Source organism: Vibrio sp. 1-2 (7-a) (assembly GCF_013048515.1).
Classification (GTDB): Bacteria; Pseudomonadota; Gammaproteobacteria; order Enterobacterales; family Vibrionaceae; genus Vibrio; species Vibrio diabolicus.
The window spans coordinates 1,576,361-1,591,680 of the sequence record NZ_VHSQ01000001.1 but is presented as its reverse complement, the minus strand read 5'-3'; the positions used below and the strand labels follow the sequence as shown (position 1 = coordinate 1,591,680).

General features: G+C 44.3%; 17 protein-coding genes. 16 read left to right on the top strand and 1 reads right to left on the bottom strand.

The window, feature by feature from the left end:
• Positions 1-11: 11 nt before the first annotated feature.
• The 15 genes from cydB to FKN08_RS07125 all read left to right on the top strand — a co-directional run bounded on the left by cydB (position 12) and on the right by FKN08_RS07125 (position 11,705).
• The gene (gene cydB, locus FKN08_RS07195) at positions 12-1,148 is read left to right on the top strand and encodes a cytochrome d ubiquinol oxidase subunit II (protein ID WP_006742909.1); all 1,137 of its coding nucleotides are present in this window, start codon (positions 12-14) and stop codon (positions 1,146-1,148) included.
• 12 nt (positions 1,149-1,160) lie between these two features.
• Entirely contained in the window at positions 1,161-1,268 is a 108-nt protein-coding gene (gene cydX / locus FKN08_RS07190) for a cytochrome bd-I oxidase subunit CydX (protein WP_000270284.1), read from the top strand.
• Complete coding sequence (gene ybgE / locus FKN08_RS07185) at positions 1,261-1,563, top strand: cyd operon protein YbgE (protein WP_170891644.1); 303 nt, start codon at positions 1,261-1,263, stop codon at positions 1,561-1,563. The genes cydX and ybgE overlap by 8 nt, the downstream gene beginning before the upstream one ends.
• A 172-nt stretch (positions 1,564-1,735) precedes the next feature.
• Positions 1,736-2,155: a tol-pal system-associated acyl-CoA thioesterase gene (gene ybgC / locus FKN08_RS07180; RefSeq protein WP_012841975.1), complete on the top strand. Its 420-nt coding sequence runs from the start codon at positions 1,736-1,738 to the stop codon at positions 2,153-2,155.
• On the top strand, positions 2,145-2,843 hold the full coding sequence (tolQ, locus tag FKN08_RS07175) for a protein TolQ (protein ID WP_005378301.1): 699 nt from the start codon (positions 2,145-2,147) through the stop codon (positions 2,841-2,843). Before ybgC ends, tolQ begins: the two co-directional genes overlap by 11 nt.
• 3 nt (positions 2,844-2,846) lie before the next feature.
• Positions 2,847-3,290, top strand: coding sequence for an ExbD/TolR family protein (locus FKN08_RS07170; protein ID WP_005378298.1), 444 nt, complete (start codon positions 2,847-2,849; stop codon positions 3,288-3,290).
• A gap of 13 nt (positions 3,291-3,303) precedes the next feature.
• Complete coding sequence (tolA, locus tag FKN08_RS07165) at positions 3,304-4,371, top strand: cell envelope integrity protein TolA (RefSeq protein ID WP_065645383.1); 1,068 nt, start codon at positions 3,304-3,306, stop codon at positions 4,369-4,371.
• A gap of 12 nt (positions 4,372-4,383) precedes the next feature.
• Complete coding sequence (gene tolB / locus FKN08_RS07160; RefSeq protein WP_005390758.1) at positions 4,384-5,736, top strand: Tol-Pal system beta propeller repeat protein TolB; 1,353 nt, start codon at positions 4,384-4,386, stop codon at positions 5,734-5,736.
• Positions 5,737-5,766: 30 nt separating this feature from the next.
• A complete protein-coding gene (gene pal / locus FKN08_RS07155) occupies positions 5,767-6,291 on the top strand; it encodes a peptidoglycan-associated lipoprotein Pal (RefSeq protein ID WP_005378293.1) in 525 nt (174 codons plus the stop codon).
• 15 nt (positions 6,292-6,306) lie between these two features.
• Entirely contained in the window at positions 6,307-7,059 is a 753-nt protein-coding gene (ybgF, locus tag FKN08_RS07150; RefSeq protein WP_047008561.1) for a tol-pal system protein YbgF, read from the top strand.
• A gap of 253 nt (positions 7,060-7,312) precedes the next feature.
• The gene (gene nadA / locus FKN08_RS07145; protein WP_046874745.1) at positions 7,313-8,374 is read left to right on the top strand and encodes a quinolinate synthase NadA; all 1,062 of its coding nucleotides are present in this window, start codon (positions 7,313-7,315) and stop codon (positions 8,372-8,374) included.
• A 118-nt stretch (positions 8,375-8,492) separates the two neighbouring features.
• Positions 8,493-9,536 carry a potassium channel family protein gene (locus tag FKN08_RS07140; RefSeq protein ID WP_170891643.1) on the top strand — a complete coding sequence of 348 codons (1,044 nt, stop codon included), beginning with the start codon at positions 8,493-8,495 and terminating at the stop codon, positions 9,534-9,536.
• Entirely contained in the window at positions 9,536-9,952 is a 417-nt protein-coding gene (locus tag FKN08_RS07135) for a DUF350 domain-containing protein (protein WP_005390766.1), read from the top strand. Before FKN08_RS07140 ends, FKN08_RS07135 begins: the two co-directional genes overlap by 1 nt.
• Before the next feature lie 8 nt (positions 9,953-9,960).
• On the top strand, positions 9,961-10,530 hold the full coding sequence (locus FKN08_RS07130; protein ID WP_005390768.1) for a DUF1190 domain-containing protein: 570 nt from the start codon (positions 9,961-9,963) through the stop codon (positions 10,528-10,530).
• Positions 10,531-10,538: 8 nt separating this feature from the next.
• On the top strand, positions 10,539-11,705 hold the full coding sequence (locus FKN08_RS07125) for a glutathionylspermidine synthase family protein (RefSeq protein ID WP_139059952.1): 1,167 nt from the start codon (positions 10,539-10,541) through the stop codon (positions 11,703-11,705).
• A gap of 73 nt (positions 11,706-11,778) precedes the next feature.
• Here FKN08_RS07125 and FKN08_RS07120 read toward each other — a convergent pair whose 3' ends face one another.
• Positions 11,779-12,390 carry a YecA family protein gene (locus FKN08_RS07120; RefSeq protein ID WP_139059953.1) on the bottom strand — a complete coding sequence of 204 codons (612 nt, stop codon included), beginning with the start codon at positions 12,388-12,390 and terminating at the stop codon, positions 11,779-11,781.
• Positions 12,391-12,443: 53 nt separating this feature from the next.
• Between FKN08_RS07120 and FKN08_RS07115 the strand changes: the two genes are divergently transcribed.
• Complete coding sequence (locus FKN08_RS07115) at positions 12,444-14,864, top strand: hybrid sensor histidine kinase/response regulator (RefSeq protein ID WP_170891642.1); 2,421 nt, start codon at positions 12,444-12,446, stop codon at positions 14,862-14,864.
• The last annotated feature ends 456 nt before the right edge of the window (positions 14,865-15,320 follow it).

The following is a 15,320-nucleotide window of genomic DNA, read 5'->3' as shown; positions in this document are numbered from 1 at the left end:
GAGATAACAAGATGTTTGATTACGAAATCTTGCGACTCATCTGGTGGGTACTAATCGGTGTTCTACTAGTTGGTTTTGCAGTAACAGACGGTTTCGATATGGGTGTAGGCGCGCTTGTACCTATTATCGGTAAAAACGACACGCAACGTCGCGTCATGATTAACTCAATTGCCCCTCACTGGGATGGTAACCAAGTTTGGCTTATCACTGCTGGTGGTGCATTGTTTGCAGCTTGGCCTTTGGTTTATGCAACGTCATTTTCAGGCTTCTACTTAGCGATGATTTTGACACTAGCAGCGCTATGGCTTCGTCCTCTGGGCCTAGACTACCGCTCTAAAATCGAAGATCCAAAATGGCGTAATACCTGGGATATCTGTATCTCAATCAGTGGTTTTGTTCCACCAATCATCTTTGGTGTAGCGTTTGGCAACCTACTACAGGGCGTACCATTCCAATTGAGTGAGTTCTTGATGCCAACATACCACGGCTCATTCTTTGGTCTTCTAAACCCATTTGCACTGCTGTGTGGCCTAGTTAGCTTGTTCATGATTTTGATGCAAGGTTCGACTTGGCTACAAATGAAAACAACGGGCGAAGTGCATGTGCGTGCTCGCAACGTTGCTCAGTTGGCAGGTTTACTGACGGTTGCAGCGTTTGTAGCGGCTGGTTTCTGGATCCAAAATATCGATGGTTACGTCATTGTTGGCGGTATCGACACTAATGCAGCTTCTAACCCTCTAAACAAAGAGGTAATCCGTGAAGCTGGTGCGTGGATGAAGAATTTTGAAAACTACCCACTACTATGGGCTGCTCCTGTACTAGGTGTTGCAATGCCGCTTCTTGCCGTATTGGCATCTCGCCTTGAAAAGTGTGCGATTTCGTTCATTACTTCAAGTCTGGGTGTTGCTGGCGTTATCTTTACTGCAGGTTTTGCGATGTTCCCATTCATCATGCCTTCAGACTTAATGCCAAGCCACAGCTTAACAATGTGGGATGCAACGTCATCTGAACTGACTCTGAACCTAATGACAGGCGTTGCGTTTGTTATGGTACCAATCATCCTTGGTTACACGTCTTGGACTTACTACAAGATGTTTGGTCGCCTTGATGATCAGTACATTGAAGACAACAAAAACTCACTTTACTAAGGAGCATTTACTATGTGGTATTTCGCATGGATTCTAGGTGTACTACTTGCTTGTGCATTCGGTATCATCAACGCTCTTTGGTTAGAGCACTCAGAAATGATGGATAAAGACAGTGAGTAATCTCGCTGATAAGGTAGCGCAACTTCACGCTCCGATGGATAAGACTCTGTTAAGAGTCTTATCTCTCATCCTTGGCTTTATTCATGTAGGATTGGTGATGTGGGATCCTGAAGCTTACCATCAAGCAATTGGTGGTTTTAACTCAATCATCGCACCAGCACTGATTTGGTCTGTATGCTCAAGCATGGTTTACGGTGTGGGCTTCAAACCGAGAAACTGGTACTGGCAAGTTTTGTTTAGTCCCTACTTTTCGTTAGCTATCTTAATTTATTTAACGGCACTTTATTTCTTTTAGGCTGAAATACGCTGTAATAAAGTCGGTTACTAAATCATCGAATAAAAGCTAGGTATTTCGCCTAGCTTTTATTTTTTCTACAAATTTCAAAAATATTCCCTTAGCTCGGTACCAATTGCTGTCGCTTCAGTTATAGTAATTACTTTAAAGAATTGAATATATTGGGACTCCCTTGCAAGGCACATCAAATCTCTTTCGCTGGCCGATCACCGTGTACTATGAAGACACCGATGCGGGCGGCGTTGTATATCATTCTAATTATCTAAAATTCTTTGAGCGCGCGCGGACAGAAATGTTACGTGCTAAAGGCATTTCTCAACATGTGTTATTGGAACAAAATATCGGCTTTGTTGTCCGACACATGGATATTGATTTCAACCAAGGTGCAAGGCTGGACGAGCATTTGACAGTATTAACCCGAGTGTCAGAAATAAAACGTGCTTCCCTGCAATTCTGTCAAGAGTTGGTCAATGATCAAGGCAAGATATTGTGCAAGGCCTCTGTTAAGGTAGCATGTATCGATAATAAGAAAATGAAACCAATAGCTATTCCAACCTTTATAAATTCGGAGCTAACAAATAGTGACTGCTGATATTTCCATTTTAGATCTCTTTCTTCAGGCCAGTCTGTTGGTAAAGCTTGTGATGCTGACGTTGCTTGGCATGTCAATTGTGTCATGGGCAATGATCATCAAGCGCAGCAAAGTGCTTTCTCAAGCGTCAAAGAATGCAGAGCAGTTTGAAGACAAATTCTGGTCGGGTACTGATCTTTCTCAGCTTTACCAAAAAGTAAAAGCGCGTAAAGACGAAATTGAAGGCACAGAAGAAATTTTTTACGCAGGTTTCACGGAGTTTGCTCGTCTACGTAAGAGCAACGCAAACTCACCAGCGTACATCATGGAAGGCACTGGCCGCGCAATGCGCGTTGCTGTCTCTCGTGAAGTTGATGAACTAGAAACAAGCTTACCGTTCTTAGCGACAGTCGGTTCTATCAGTCCTTACATCGGCCTATTTGGTACCGTTTGGGGCATCATGCACGCTTTTATTGCGTTGGGTGAAGTAAAACAAGCTACGTTGTCTATGGTTGCACCGGGTATCGCCGAGGCATTGATCGCGACAGCGATGGGTCTATTTGCGGCTATTCCGGCTGTAATGGCCTACAACCGCCTAAGCAATAAAGTGAGCAAACTAGAGCACACTTACGCAACATTCTCTGAAGAATTCCACAGCATCCTTCATCGTCAAGCGATGGCTGGCCGAGACAGCGCGGATAAGGAATAAAGCATGGCGGGTTATCAACCTAAAAAGCGAAAAATGACAGCGGAGATCAACGTTGTTCCGTATATCGACGTAATGCTCGTACTGTTGATCATTTTTATGGCGACCGCTCCATTTGTGACTCAAGGCGTCGATGTTGATCTTCCGAAAACATCGACCGCTGAATCTATGCAAGACCTTGCTGGCGAAACTGACAGTAGTTTTATCATCATCGAAATTGATAGCGAGGGTAATTTAGGCCTAAGCGTAAACGATGAAGAAGTTCAGCGAGGTTTGTCGTTGCAAGATGTTATTGTGCGAGTGAAAGCGGAGCGAGAGGTTAAGCCAGATTCACCAGTTGCGGTAGGTGGCGACGCGGCAACACCATATGCCGATGTTGTCCTATTACTGGATGAACTAAGTCGAGCTGGTATCCCTAAGGTAGGTCTAATGACCGATATCAGGGAATAGACATCAATTATCTATGAAAGATCACAAGAAGAAACCCAACCAATATGCCAAACCGATAGCAATATCGGTTGGTTTGCATGCAATTCTCGTTGCAGCCCTGCTTTGGGGGACGGACTTCAACATGTCTAAACCAGAGCCTACAGGGCAAATGGTTCAAGCTGTTGTCATCGATCCAAAACTTGTGCAGCAACAAGCGAAAGAAATTCGCCAGCAACGTGAAAAGGCAGCAAAAAAAGAACAAGAGCGTCTTGATAAATTGAGACGCGAAGCAGAGCAGCTAGAAAAAAACCGTAAAGCTGAAGAAGAGCAAATTCGCAAGTTGAAAGAACAGCAAGCGAAAGATGCTCAAGCGGCACGAGAAGCAGAAGCAGCACGTAAGAAAAAAGAGCAAGAGCGCAAGCAGGAAGAAGAACGCGTTCGCAAAGAAAAAGAGCGAGCTGCTAAGCTAGAAAAAGAGCGCAAGGCAAAAGAAGAAGCCGTGCGTAAAGCTGAGCAGGAGCGTTTAGCAAAAGAAGCGGCTATAGCAAAAGCTGAGCAAGAACGTTTAGCTCGTGAAAAAGCAGCAAAAGAAGCGGAAGAAAAAGCACGTCGTGAGCGTGAAGCTGCTGAAAAAGCTGAACAAGAGCGCATCGCAAAAGAGAAAGCGGCAAAAGAAGCGGCAGAGCGAGAGCGCAAAGCGAGAGAAGCTGCAGAACGTGCAGAACGCGAGCGTAAAGCGCAAGAAGCCGCGCTAGATGATATTTTTGCAGGCCTTGAGGATGAGGTTAGTAAAAATAGTGCTGCTCGAAATCAATTTATTGACGACGAACTTTCTCGAATGTCATCCATCTATACTCAAAATATTCAGCAAAAGTTGATTAAGGATGACTACTTGCTGGGAAAGGAGTGTAGGGTAAACATCAAATTGATTCCGACAGGAACTGATATGATGGTCTCTGGTGTTACCGTTTTGAGTGGCGATACTCGAGTATGTGCAGCGGCGAAGCGAGCGATAGCTCAGGTAGGGACGTTCCCTAAATCTTCAGAAGCTGCGGTAAACGATAGACTAAAAGACATCAACATAACTGTTGCTTTGGACTAAAAGGAATAAGACGTGATTAGACGCCTTTTACTAGGAATGTTTGTACTGTTTAGCAGTATGACAAATGTGGCGAATGCCGCATTAGAGTTGGTCATTACCGATGGTATTGATTCAGCACGACCAATTGCTGTTGTTCCGTTTAAGTGGGAGGGTACTCAAGCGCTTCCAACGGATATTTCTGCTGTTATTGCCTCGGATTTGCAACGCAGTGGTAAGTTCAGCCCCGTTCCAACGAGCAAGATGCCACAAACTCCGTTCAGTGAATCAGAAGTCAATTTTGATGCCTGGACTAATTTAGGTGTAGATGCTCTGCTGACTGGCTCAATCAAACAAAATGCTCAAGGTGATTACGTTATCAACTACCAACTTGTTGATATTGTGCGTGGCCAACTAACGGGCGGGAAAAGTAAAGCGCTTGGTAGCGATGGCGAATTAGTACTGTCAAAAGATCATGTGCTGTTCAATAAGGTCGCGACCGTTCAAGGTCCTCGCATGCGAGAGTACGCTCACCGCATCTCTGATTTGGTGTATGAGCAGTTAACGGGTGACCGTGGCGCCTTCATGACCCGTATTGCATACGTGGTGGTGAATGATAAAGACCGTTTTCCTTACCAACTTCGTGTGGCTGATTACGATGGTTACAACGAGCGCTTGGTTTTACGTTCTAAGCAACCATTAATGTCACCAGCATGGTCGCCAGATGGTAAAAAGCTTGCGTATGTTAGCTTCCAAAATGGTCAAGCAGAAATCTTTATCATGAACATCTACACCGGTGAGCGTGAGAAGATTACTTCATACCCACGTCATAATGGTGCGCCAAGATTTTCGCCTGACGGCAATAAGTTAGCGATTGTTCTCTCTAAGACAGGCTCGCTTCATGTTTACACGTTCGATCTTAACACTCGCAAGCTGACGCAAATTACGCGTGGCAGATCAAATAATACTGAACCGTTCTGGCATCCAGATGGAAAATCGTTGATTTTCACATCGGATAGGGGTGGTAAACCACAGATTTATCAAGTAAATTTGGGCAGCGGTTCTATTGACCGTTTGACTTGGCAAGGCAGCCAAAATTTGGGTGGCCAGATTACTCCTGATGGGCGATTCCTAGTAATGGTGAACCGCAGCAACGCAGGATTTAACTTGGCGAAACAAGATTTGGAAACTGGTGCTCTTCAAGTCTTAACTAAGACCTTGCTTGATGAGTCTCCTAGTATTGCCCCAAACGGTGGCATGGTTGTGTATAGCTCGATTTACAACAAGAAAAACGTACTATCGATGGTGTCAATTGATGGTCGATTCAAAGCTAGATTACCGGCAACAAATGGGCGTGTTAGAGCGCCTGCATGGTCACCGTTTTTGTAGTAATAAGTTTGATTAATAAAGGAAAATAAGATGCAACTGAACAAGGTTCTAAAAGGGCTACTAATCGCGCTTCCTGTAATGGCTGTTACAGCGTGTAGTTCAAGCGACGACGCTGCTTCTAACACTGGTGCAGCAACAAACAACAATGGCGCAGTTGAAACAACAGTAGCTACGCCAATTGATCAAAGCGGTCAGCTAACAGAGCAAGAGCTAAAAGAGCAAGCGCTACGTGAAACTCAAACAATCTACTTTGCTTTTGATAACTCAACAATTGCAGCAGATTACGAAGAGATGCTTGCAGCTCATGCTTCTTACTTAAGCAAGAACCCAGCTCTTAACGTAACTATCGAAGGTCACGCTGATGAGCGTGGTACTCCTGAGTACAACATCGCTCTTGGTGAGCGTCGTGCACAAGCAGTAGCGAACTACCTGCAAGCACTAGGTGTTCAAGCTGACCAAATCTCAATCGTTAGCTACGGTGAAGAGAAGCCACTTCTTCTAGGTCAATCAGATGAAGTTTACGCTAAGAACCGTCGCGCGGTTCTAGTATACTAATTCGAGGTAATCCTCATGTTCAGTAACACTAAGCGCGCTGTTGCGCTTACGTTACTGGCAAGTGCAGCGAACTTTGCGTTCGCTGCACCAGCTCCAGTATCCGATCTCAACAGCACATCATCCGTCTCTAAGAGCCGTTCATCTGAAACGGAAGTAGAGCGTCTAGAGCGCTTGCTACAAAACCGCAATCGCGTTCAGCTCCAAATGCAACAGCAAATTGACCAAATGTCACAAGAGATCAGTGAGTTACGTGGTCAATTAGAGCGAAATAGCTACGAAATGAAGCAAATGTTGCAACGTCAACGAGAGTTGTTTGTCGAGCTAGATCGTGTGCGTGGAGAAATCAAATCCGCGCCTGCGCAAGATGCGAAACCGGCTAAAACAGGTGGTCAGTACACACCAAATGTTGATGAGCAAACGGCATACCAAAATGCAGTCGACCTCATTCTCAAGAAACGTGACTACACTGGCGCAATTGCAGCGTTCCAGCAGTTCCAGAAAGATTATCCTGACTCCACATACTCAGCGAATTCTCACTATTGGCTAGGCCAATTGTACTTCGCTAAGAAGCAGGACAAAGATGCTGTAAAGAGCTTTGCTGCGGTGGTGTCTTATAAAGACTCCAATAAGCGAGCCGATGCTTTGCTCAAGTTAGGTGAAATCGCTGAGCGTAATAACAATGCAGCTCAAGCGAAAAAGTACTACCAACAAGTGGTTGATGAATACCCAGGTAGTGCATCTGCAAAACTTGCCAGCTCTAAGCTGTAAGACGTTATGTTTTAAAAAGGAAGCTTCGGCTTCCTTTTTCTTTTCCGTTTCTTTATCGGTGGTGATCGAATAAATCGAGAGGAATGGCATCGAGCCTTTTATCCCCATCTTGCAACGGATCCTTTCAATCAGAAATGCTACCTGTAACAAAGATATACGGCTAGATAGCTAGAAATCCCCGCGACAAGTTGGTTTTTGAAAATTAACGAGGTTACAATACTCGGACTAAAGGAAGTTGCGTAGAGCAAGAGCAATGAGCCATATATTAGATAAAATCGACACTGTTTACCCATTCCCACCGAAGCCAGTTCCATTAAGCGAAGAAGAAAAAGCGTCTTACATTGAGCGCATTAAAAAGCTGCTAAAAGAAAAGGATGCGGTACTTATCGCGCACTACTATACCGATCCTGAGATTCAAGCCCTAGCGGAAGAAACGGGTGGTTTTGTTGGTGACTCGTTGGAAATGGCGAAGTTTGGTAATCGTCATCCTGCAAGCACACTGATCATTGGCGGTGTTCGCTTTATGGGCGAGTCGGCCAAAATCCTAACACCAGAAAAGCGAATTCTAATGCCAACGTTGGAAGCGGAATGTTCGCTCGATCTTGGCTGTCCAGCGGATAAGTTCAGTGAGTTCTGTGATGCTCACCCTGATCACACGGTTGTGGTTTATGCAAATACCTCAGCAGCGGTTAAAGCCCGTGCCGACTGGGTCGTTACATCAAGCATTGCGCTTGAAATCGTAGAACACTTAGACGCTGAAGATAAGCCAATTATTTGGGGACCGGACCGTCACCTAGGGTCGTACATCGCTAATAAAACTGGCGCAGACATGCTGCTATGGCAAGGTGAGTGTGTGGTTCATGATGAGTTTTCTGCTGATGCGCTACGCAAAATGAAGAGCGTGTATCCAGATGCGGCTATTTTGGTTCACCCTGAATCACCAGCAAGTGTCGTAGAACTTGCCGATGCCGTTGGCTCGACGAGTCAGTTGATCAAAGCAGCGAAAGCGCTTCCTCATAAACAAATGATCGTTGCGACAGACAAAGGCATTTTCTTTAAAATGCAGCAACTTGTGCCAGAGAAAGAACTTATCGAAGCGCCAACCGCAGGTGCTGGCGCAACATGCCGTAGCTGCGCACACTGCCCTTGGATGGCAATGAACGGTTTGAAAGCGATAGAGAAAGCGCTTAGTGAAGGCGGTGAAGAACACGAGATCTTTGTTGATGAAGAATTGCGTGTTAAATCGCTCATTCCGTTAAATCGTATGTTGGACTTTGCTGAGCAGCTAAATATGCAAGTGAAAGGTAATGTTTAAAAAGTAGGCGTAACTGAAAGTAAATCTCAAAAACCAGCCGAATATGGCTGGTTTTTTTGTGTCTTACTATCAATGAGTTACTATTGATGCAATCAATGAATATCGAGGTTATAAATTTATGGCGGTGTGGTTAGTAGTTAAAAAGTGGCTTAGTTCACACCTTTTTAAATTGAGCAACCGAAGTCTTCTCATCTTTAGTGGCTTATATGTGAGCCTTTCTTGGGGGCTGCTCATTCTCGCTGGTGAAACCGCATTAACAGACAGCTTCTCTAACTTTATCTATTACCTTATGGTTACGGCGAGTACGGTTGGCTATGGCGATCATTCTCCAGTGACAGATTTGGGTAAATGGGTTGTTGTACTGTTTGTGATCCCAGGCGGCTTGAGCCTATTCGCTGCATTATTGGGACGTGTCGCTGGAGCAGCGATGGATTACTGGCGAGCGGGTATTTTAGGAAAACGGAGAGTAAGAGTGGAAAACCATATTGTATTGTTGGGTTGGAATGGATCGAGAACGATGCACCTTATTCGCATGTTACAACATGAAGAAGAGGGGAAGCGTCCGATTGTTTTGTGCAGCCGTTCAGAAATAGAAAACCCGTTACCAGGCGAGATCAGTTTTATCAAAGTGACCAGCTACACGGATTCGCAAGAGATGAAAAACGCCAATATTGCTGAAGCAGCTTGCGTTATTGTTGATAACCTCTCGGACGATATCACGCTGTCAGCCGCGCTGTACTGTGCTTCTGTGAATCCTTCCGCACATTTGGTCGCTTACTTTAAAGATGAGGCGTTAGGCCGTCTTTTAAGTCAACACTGTCCTAAAGCGGAATGCATACCTGCAGTTGGCGCAGAAATGCTGGCAAAAGCGGCGGTAGATCCAGGCTCAAGTGCACTTCACCAAGAGCTATTAGCTTCAACACGAGGCATGACTCAATACTCGGTTATTTATCCTGAAAGGCTGCCACTAACTACTGTTGAGAGTCTCTTCGTTTTTCTCAAAAGACGTCATCATGCCACGCTAATTGCTTTTGACATTGGCCATGGTATCCAACTCAACCCAGATTTAGATGCAGAAGTACCACCGAGTACCAAGCTGTTTTACATTGCAGATGAACGTATTGAAGATTTTGCATGGAAAGAAATGAACAAGGAACAATAATGCACATGATTGCTGACCTGTTAGCAGGTTTTCCCAATTTTTTACTCTATTTTTCTGTTTCTATTATTTTCGTTTTGGCGTTTAAGTTCATCTACGTCAAGCTTACGCCTTACGATGAATGGCACCTGATCAAAGAAAAGCAGAATACAGCGGCAGCGATTGCACTAAGTGGCGCATTTCTTGGTTATTGTATTGCGATTTCGGGGGCTGCAAAAAACTCAGTCAACATTGTCGATTTTATGGTGTGGGGCGTTGTTGCAATGCTGGCGCAGATCATTGCATTTGCGATTGTACGTTTTGTTTTACTTCCAAAAGTGACTGAGCGTATCGAAAAAGATGAGCTGCCTGCCGGTATTGTATTAGCGGCTGTTTCTATATCGGTCGGTGTATTAAATGCCGCTTGTATGACGTACTAGGAGGAACGATGAAGCGGAGTTCTAACGTTAAACGTTCTTCCATGGACAAAAGTTTAAAGCTTGGGAAAATTATTCCCTTTGCTGCTTTTGGCGGTATTTTCTTCTTTGCGACACAAGAATCGAAAACCGAGGGCTACATTTTTTCTGACGCTGATGAATGCAAATCAAACTCGCCAGAGTTCAGTGAGCAGTGTGACATTGCTTATCAAGAAGCTTTGGCTCGCGCCGAACGAAATGCCCCTCGCTACAACAATGAGTTCGAATGTGAAAATGATTTTTACGAAGACGATTGTTACTACAGTTCCAGTTCCCGAGCTTATGTGCCTCACTTTGGGGGCTTCTTTTATAGTCGCGCACTGAGCGGTTTGAAAGGTTACAACAAGAGCTATTACTCTGAACCAATGTATCGCTATAAATCCAAATTCTATAATGGTGCCGGACAATTTTTTGGTTCCTATCGTAATCAGCCGACGAAGGTTGCGACCAGTAACCTAAATAAACGTGGTGGCGGAACTATTGGTAGAGCGATGTCTCGAGGCGGGTTTGGTAAAGCGGTATCGGTCAGCCGAGGCGGTTAATAAGCACTATGTTTCGACGAGAAATACAAGAACGAGAAAACTGGCGTGAGTTAGCACGCCAGTTTGGTTTTGGCTTCCATTCCATGTATGACCAACCGTATTGGGATGAGAGTGCTTACTATCAATTCACGCTTGAGCAAATAGAGAACGATATTGAAGCGCCCACTGAAGAGCTGCATCAGATGTGTCTGGCTATTGTGGATGAAGTAGTTCGGAGTGAGCGGTTGCTGACGCAATGTGCGATCCCTGAATTTATGTGGGAGCAGGTCGCTTCTTCGTGGCACCGAAATGAACCCTCGCTCTATTCGCGTCTGGATTTTGCATACAACGGAACTTCGCCAGCTAAGTTACTGGAAAACAATGCGGATACGCCGACCAGCCTGTTTGAAACGGGTTTTTGGCAGTGGGTGTGGTTAGAGGATGTTGTAAATAAAGGTCTAATTCACCAGAGCGCGGATCAATTCAACATTCTTCAAGACTTTTTGATTGAGCGTTTTTCCGAGATAGCCAAATATCAACCCGGGCAAACCCTTCACTTTAGCTGCTGCAAATACACTGAAGAAGATAAAGGGACTGTCCAGTATTTAGAAGATTGCGCGCGCGAAGCTGGGTTAGCGACGGCGTTTGTTTATGTCGAAGATATTGGTGCGACGGAAGATGGTCAGTTCGTGGATGCAGATGACAGAGCGATTCGTTGGATGTTCAAGCTTTATCCGTGGGAGTTTATGTTTGAAGAGGAATATGCGAAATACCTAGCGACCGCGAAAGTGAATTGGTTAGAACCCATGTGGAAGTCGATTCTATCCAACAAAGCACTTTTACCGTTATTGTGGGAGCGCTTTCCGAATCATCCTAATCTTTTACCTGCCTATTTTGCTAACGATTCAAAAGCGAACACTTTGAAAGACTATGTAATCAAACCACTATTCTCTCGAGAAGGCGCGAATATTGAGATCGTCAAAGGTGGGAAACGCATACTCAAAACAGCAGGGCCTTATGAATCTAAATTCAATATCGTCCAGCAGTATCATCCGTTACCCAAGTTTGGGCAAAGCCATACATTAATTGGCAGCTGGTTAGTCAACGATAGAGCCGCTGGGATTTCGATTCGGGAAGACACTAGCTTAGTCACGCAAGATATGGCGCGATATATTCCACATGTGATTTTAACATGATCAAAAAAGCTCTCCATCCAGAGAGCTTTTGTCTATTCTGCGGTTCAATCTTGATGGTCGACAGCGTTGTGTCTTATTGTTCTTCAGCTAATGCAACACCGCGCTGAGTAAGACCACATAGCATCACTGGCATGGCATTGAAGATCTCTTCAAACTGTTCTAAGCCTTCCATGCCTTGTTCTGCCAACGTTTCAATGGTCGTTTCTGGATCGTAAAGCATCGTAAGAGAAAGCAAAACACCGCCGAGCAGAGCATTATCTTCGCTGTCCTCTGGCATTAGCGTTTCCCAGTCATCACGAGCAAGTTGCCAACCTTGTAATACACCTTCACAGAAATCACGGGTCTGGCTTGTTACAATATCTTGTTCATCTAACGCGCATCCTTCAGGCCACTGCCAAGATCCTTCTAGAAGAGCAGGACGAGTTTGGTTCCACATTTGTACAATCTCATCAATGTATTGCTCTAATTGCTCACCGTCAGTAAATGGCGCTGTTTCTTCACCACCCCATAAGAATGGCAACCACTCTTGAGGCATTAATACGTTTGGCGCAGCAGCCATCGCTGTTACAAAGCCTTGAGTTTTTGCTAGGTTTAGTAGTTTACCGTCAAGTTCTGGGAGAGAAAGGATGTCTTGTAGTTTCAAAATAGAATACCATTTGTTAATGGGCTGGTTGATTACGCTCATCTTACCAATCAATTTGTGATAAATCGATATTAGGGAATGATTCACAGACATCTATGGAAATTCGCTCATCACTTAGAAAAAAAAGCATTCTCGCCTTGACACTGTACCTGTGTTTCTTTATCGCAACGATTGGTTCTGTTGCCTATTTGGTTGTCGAGCCTCCGGTTAGGCAAAAGCTAGAGCAAAACCTAGAGTTACGCACCCAACTGCTTGCACTAGAGATTAAAGAGCCTCTCCTTAGCTCTACTGGTGTATTGAGCAGCCTAGCAGGACTCGCCCAGGGGACTGAAAAAATTCAATCTCTCAACACGATAATTCCGCATATTCTCCAATTGAGTGATGAGATGCTCGTCAGTGGTGGCGTATGGCCTAAACCAGAACTCAAAGCTGAACAATGGCGATATAAAAGCCTATTCTTCAATAAAAACAGTGATGGCGGTATTGACCAAATTCACTCCTACAATAATCCTGAATCTGGCGGCTATGATAATGAACCATGGTATAAGGCAGCAGCTGACGCGCCAGTTGGTTCTGTGAGTTGGTCTACGGTTTATATCGACACTTTTACTCAGGTTCAGATGATTACTGCGTCTTCCCCATATTATCAAAACGGTCAATTCGCTGGCGTTGTAACGGTAGACTTATCACTTGATGCACTTTTTCAGTTTATTCGAGAGCACACGAACCTGCATTCTTTAGGTGTGGTGGTTCGCGATGCTGAATCGAACGTGATTATTGAGCACAACTTCCAACTAACAGACGAAATTTATGTCAGTGAGCTTGATTTTGGAGAATTCGATTGGCGTATGGAAGTTGTCAACGCGAAAGCTAAAGTAGCCGATCAAGTGTTTGAACAAGTCATGAGTGTTGAGGGGAGGATCATTCCATTCTTACTCTTGTGTGTACTGGTCGGGTATTACTTGCTGAATCGTTACATTGTCGAACCGATTGTCCGTATTGCCGCTAAGATTGATGACTCGAAAACTGGCGGGATCATAGACATTGATTACGATAGCGAAGATGAAATTGGACAGCTCATCGAGAAGTTCAATGAAAAAACCATCTATCTAGAGCAAGAGAGAATAAAAGCCCAGGCTTCGACGAACGCTAAAACGGCATTTTTAGCCACATTATCCCATGAGATTCGTACGCCAATGAACGGTGTATTAGGAACCGCTCAGATATTGTTAAAAACACCACTCACCGATGATCAACGTAAGCACCTGAGAACACTTTATGACTCAGGTGATCATATGATGACGTTACTTAATGAGATTTTAGATTACTCAAAAATTGAGCAAGGGCATGTTGAATTCGAAAATACGCCTTTCCCAATTGAGTCGATCATCGGCAGCATAAAAAGTGTTTATCAAACACTATGTGCAGAAAAAGGCCTTCGTTTTAGAGTCGTGTCTCATTTACCAACAGGGCGCTGGTACAACAATGACAAAGCCCGTCTGCGCCAAGTATTGTTTAACCTACTAAACAACGCTGTCAAGTTCACCGACCGAGGCATCGTAGAGGTAGAGCTGACCGAGAAATCGAGCAAGGCAGGTACCAAGTTTATTCTCGCGGTGAAAGATACCGGTATCGGTATTTCTCAAGAAGCGCAAAAACGCATTTTCCGTCCTTTTGAACAAGCGGAGTCCTCGACGACTAGGCGGTTTGGTGGTACAGGGCTTGGTTTGGCGATAGTAAAAGAAATTGCCGAGCATATGGGAGGGTATGTGATTGTGCAGAGTCAAGAGAATGTCGGGACAACCTTTACCGTCGAGATCGCGCTTACGCCTTGTGAGCCTGGGAAAGTGGAAGCAGTCAATGCACATAAGCTGAATTGCAAAGGTTTGAAAGCGCTCATTGTCGAAGACAACCGAACAAATGCGATCATTATGGAAACTTTCCTAAGAGCCAAAGGCTTTGAGTGCACAAGTGTTGAAAATGGTCAGCTTGCCGTCGATGAGGTGGCCGTTCAGTCATTTGATTTGATATTAATGGACAATCATATGCCTGTTCTTGATGGTGTTGGGGCGATATCAGCCATTCGAGCGATGAGTTCGCCTGTAAAGTCGGTACTGATCTTTGGCTGCACAGCGGATGTATTCAAAGAAACACAAGAGCGCATGATAAATGTAGGAGCTGACCACATAATTGCGAAACCAATTGTGGAGTCTGAATTAAATGATGCGTTATATCTCCATGCAGCACGGTTATACCAATACCAGTCGGACTTTGGCGATAATACAACGAATATCCTTGATGCGGAAAAGTGGCTACTAAACTTCTATGTTGCTCTAGATAATGGTCATCTCAACGAAGCGCTAGAGGCTATTTCAGCGATTATTGCTCAAGTCACTCCAGATGCTAATAAAGACGTTTCTTTAGTTGCCGAGCGAATAAGGCGTAACTTAAAGCGTCAGCAGTCTCCAAACCAAGATGATATCGATACATTAACGCTCTTGCTCGCATCATCATAGCTTAATCCATATAGCGCGATTCAACGCAATCATGAATTGTCTTTACTCTTCATACCTAACCTTTGGCTGAATCGTCTATTTTTTCCTTACTTTCAATGAGCTTAGCGCTGCTGTTGGATTCTGTCATAAGAGAAACGGTGCGGCTCTCAGTTGCGCTCACATCGGGAATACTCTGAATTTTTACAACTCAGTAGCATAAGTTATTAGAATGATCGTTTATTCCCCGAACTTTATCCTAACCCTCCATCCAAACAATCACTTATCCCACTTTTTGTGTAAGTTAAATCCGTATTTTTCTACCATTTTTACGTCATTTTAGGCGTTTTTAGTTGTTGTTGGTGAAAAAAACCACTTTCATTTTAAAAAATGGTTATAAATTTACAACTTGATTTCAAATACAGTGCCATACGCTGCTTTTTATGTGGTTTAATTGCCTTATTAACTGGTCATGTATTT

Excerpts from the sequence above, each read along its gene's own strand:
- cydB (WP_006742909.1), top strand. The coding sequence starts at position 12 with ATGTTTGATTACGAAATCTTGCGACTCATCTGGTGGGTACTAATCGGT.
- cydX (WP_000270284.1), top strand. The coding sequence starts at position 1,161 with ATGTGGTATTTCGCATGGATTCTAGGTGTACTACTTGCTTGTGCATTC.
- FKN08_RS07170 (WP_005378298.1), top strand. The coding sequence starts at position 2,847 with ATGGCGGGTTATCAACCTAAAAAGCGAAAAATGACAGCGGAGATCAAC.
- tolA (WP_065645383.1), top strand. The coding sequence starts at position 3,304 with ATGAAAGATCACAAGAAGAAACCCAACCAATATGCCAAACCGATAGCA.
- pal (WP_005378293.1), top strand. The coding sequence starts at position 5,767 with ATGCAACTGAACAAGGTTCTAAAAGGGCTACTAATCGCGCTTCCTGTA.
- ybgF (WP_047008561.1), top strand. The coding sequence starts at position 6,307 with ATGTTCAGTAACACTAAGCGCGCTGTTGCGCTTACGTTACTGGCAAGT.
- nadA (WP_046874745.1), top strand. The coding sequence starts at position 7,313 with ATGAGCCATATATTAGATAAAATCGACACTGTTTACCCATTCCCACCG.
- FKN08_RS07140 (WP_170891643.1), top strand. The coding sequence starts at position 8,493 with ATGGCGGTGTGGTTAGTAGTTAAAAAGTGGCTTAGTTCACACCTTTTT.
- FKN08_RS07135 (WP_005390766.1), top strand. The coding sequence starts at position 9,536 with ATGCACATGATTGCTGACCTGTTAGCAGGTTTTCCCAATTTTTTACTC.
- FKN08_RS07130 (WP_005390768.1), top strand. The coding sequence starts at position 9,961 with ATGAAGCGGAGTTCTAACGTTAAACGTTCTTCCATGGACAAAAGTTTA.
- FKN08_RS07125 (WP_139059952.1), top strand. The coding sequence starts at position 10,539 with ATGTTTCGACGAGAAATACAAGAACGAGAAAACTGGCGTGAGTTAGCA.
- FKN08_RS07120 (WP_139059953.1), bottom strand. The coding sequence starts at position 12,390 with ATGAGCGTAATCAACCAGCCCATTAACAAATGGTATTCTATTTTGAAA.
- FKN08_RS07115 (WP_170891642.1), top strand. The coding sequence starts at position 12,444 with ATGGAAATTCGCTCATCACTTAGAAAAAAAAGCATTCTCGCCTTGACA.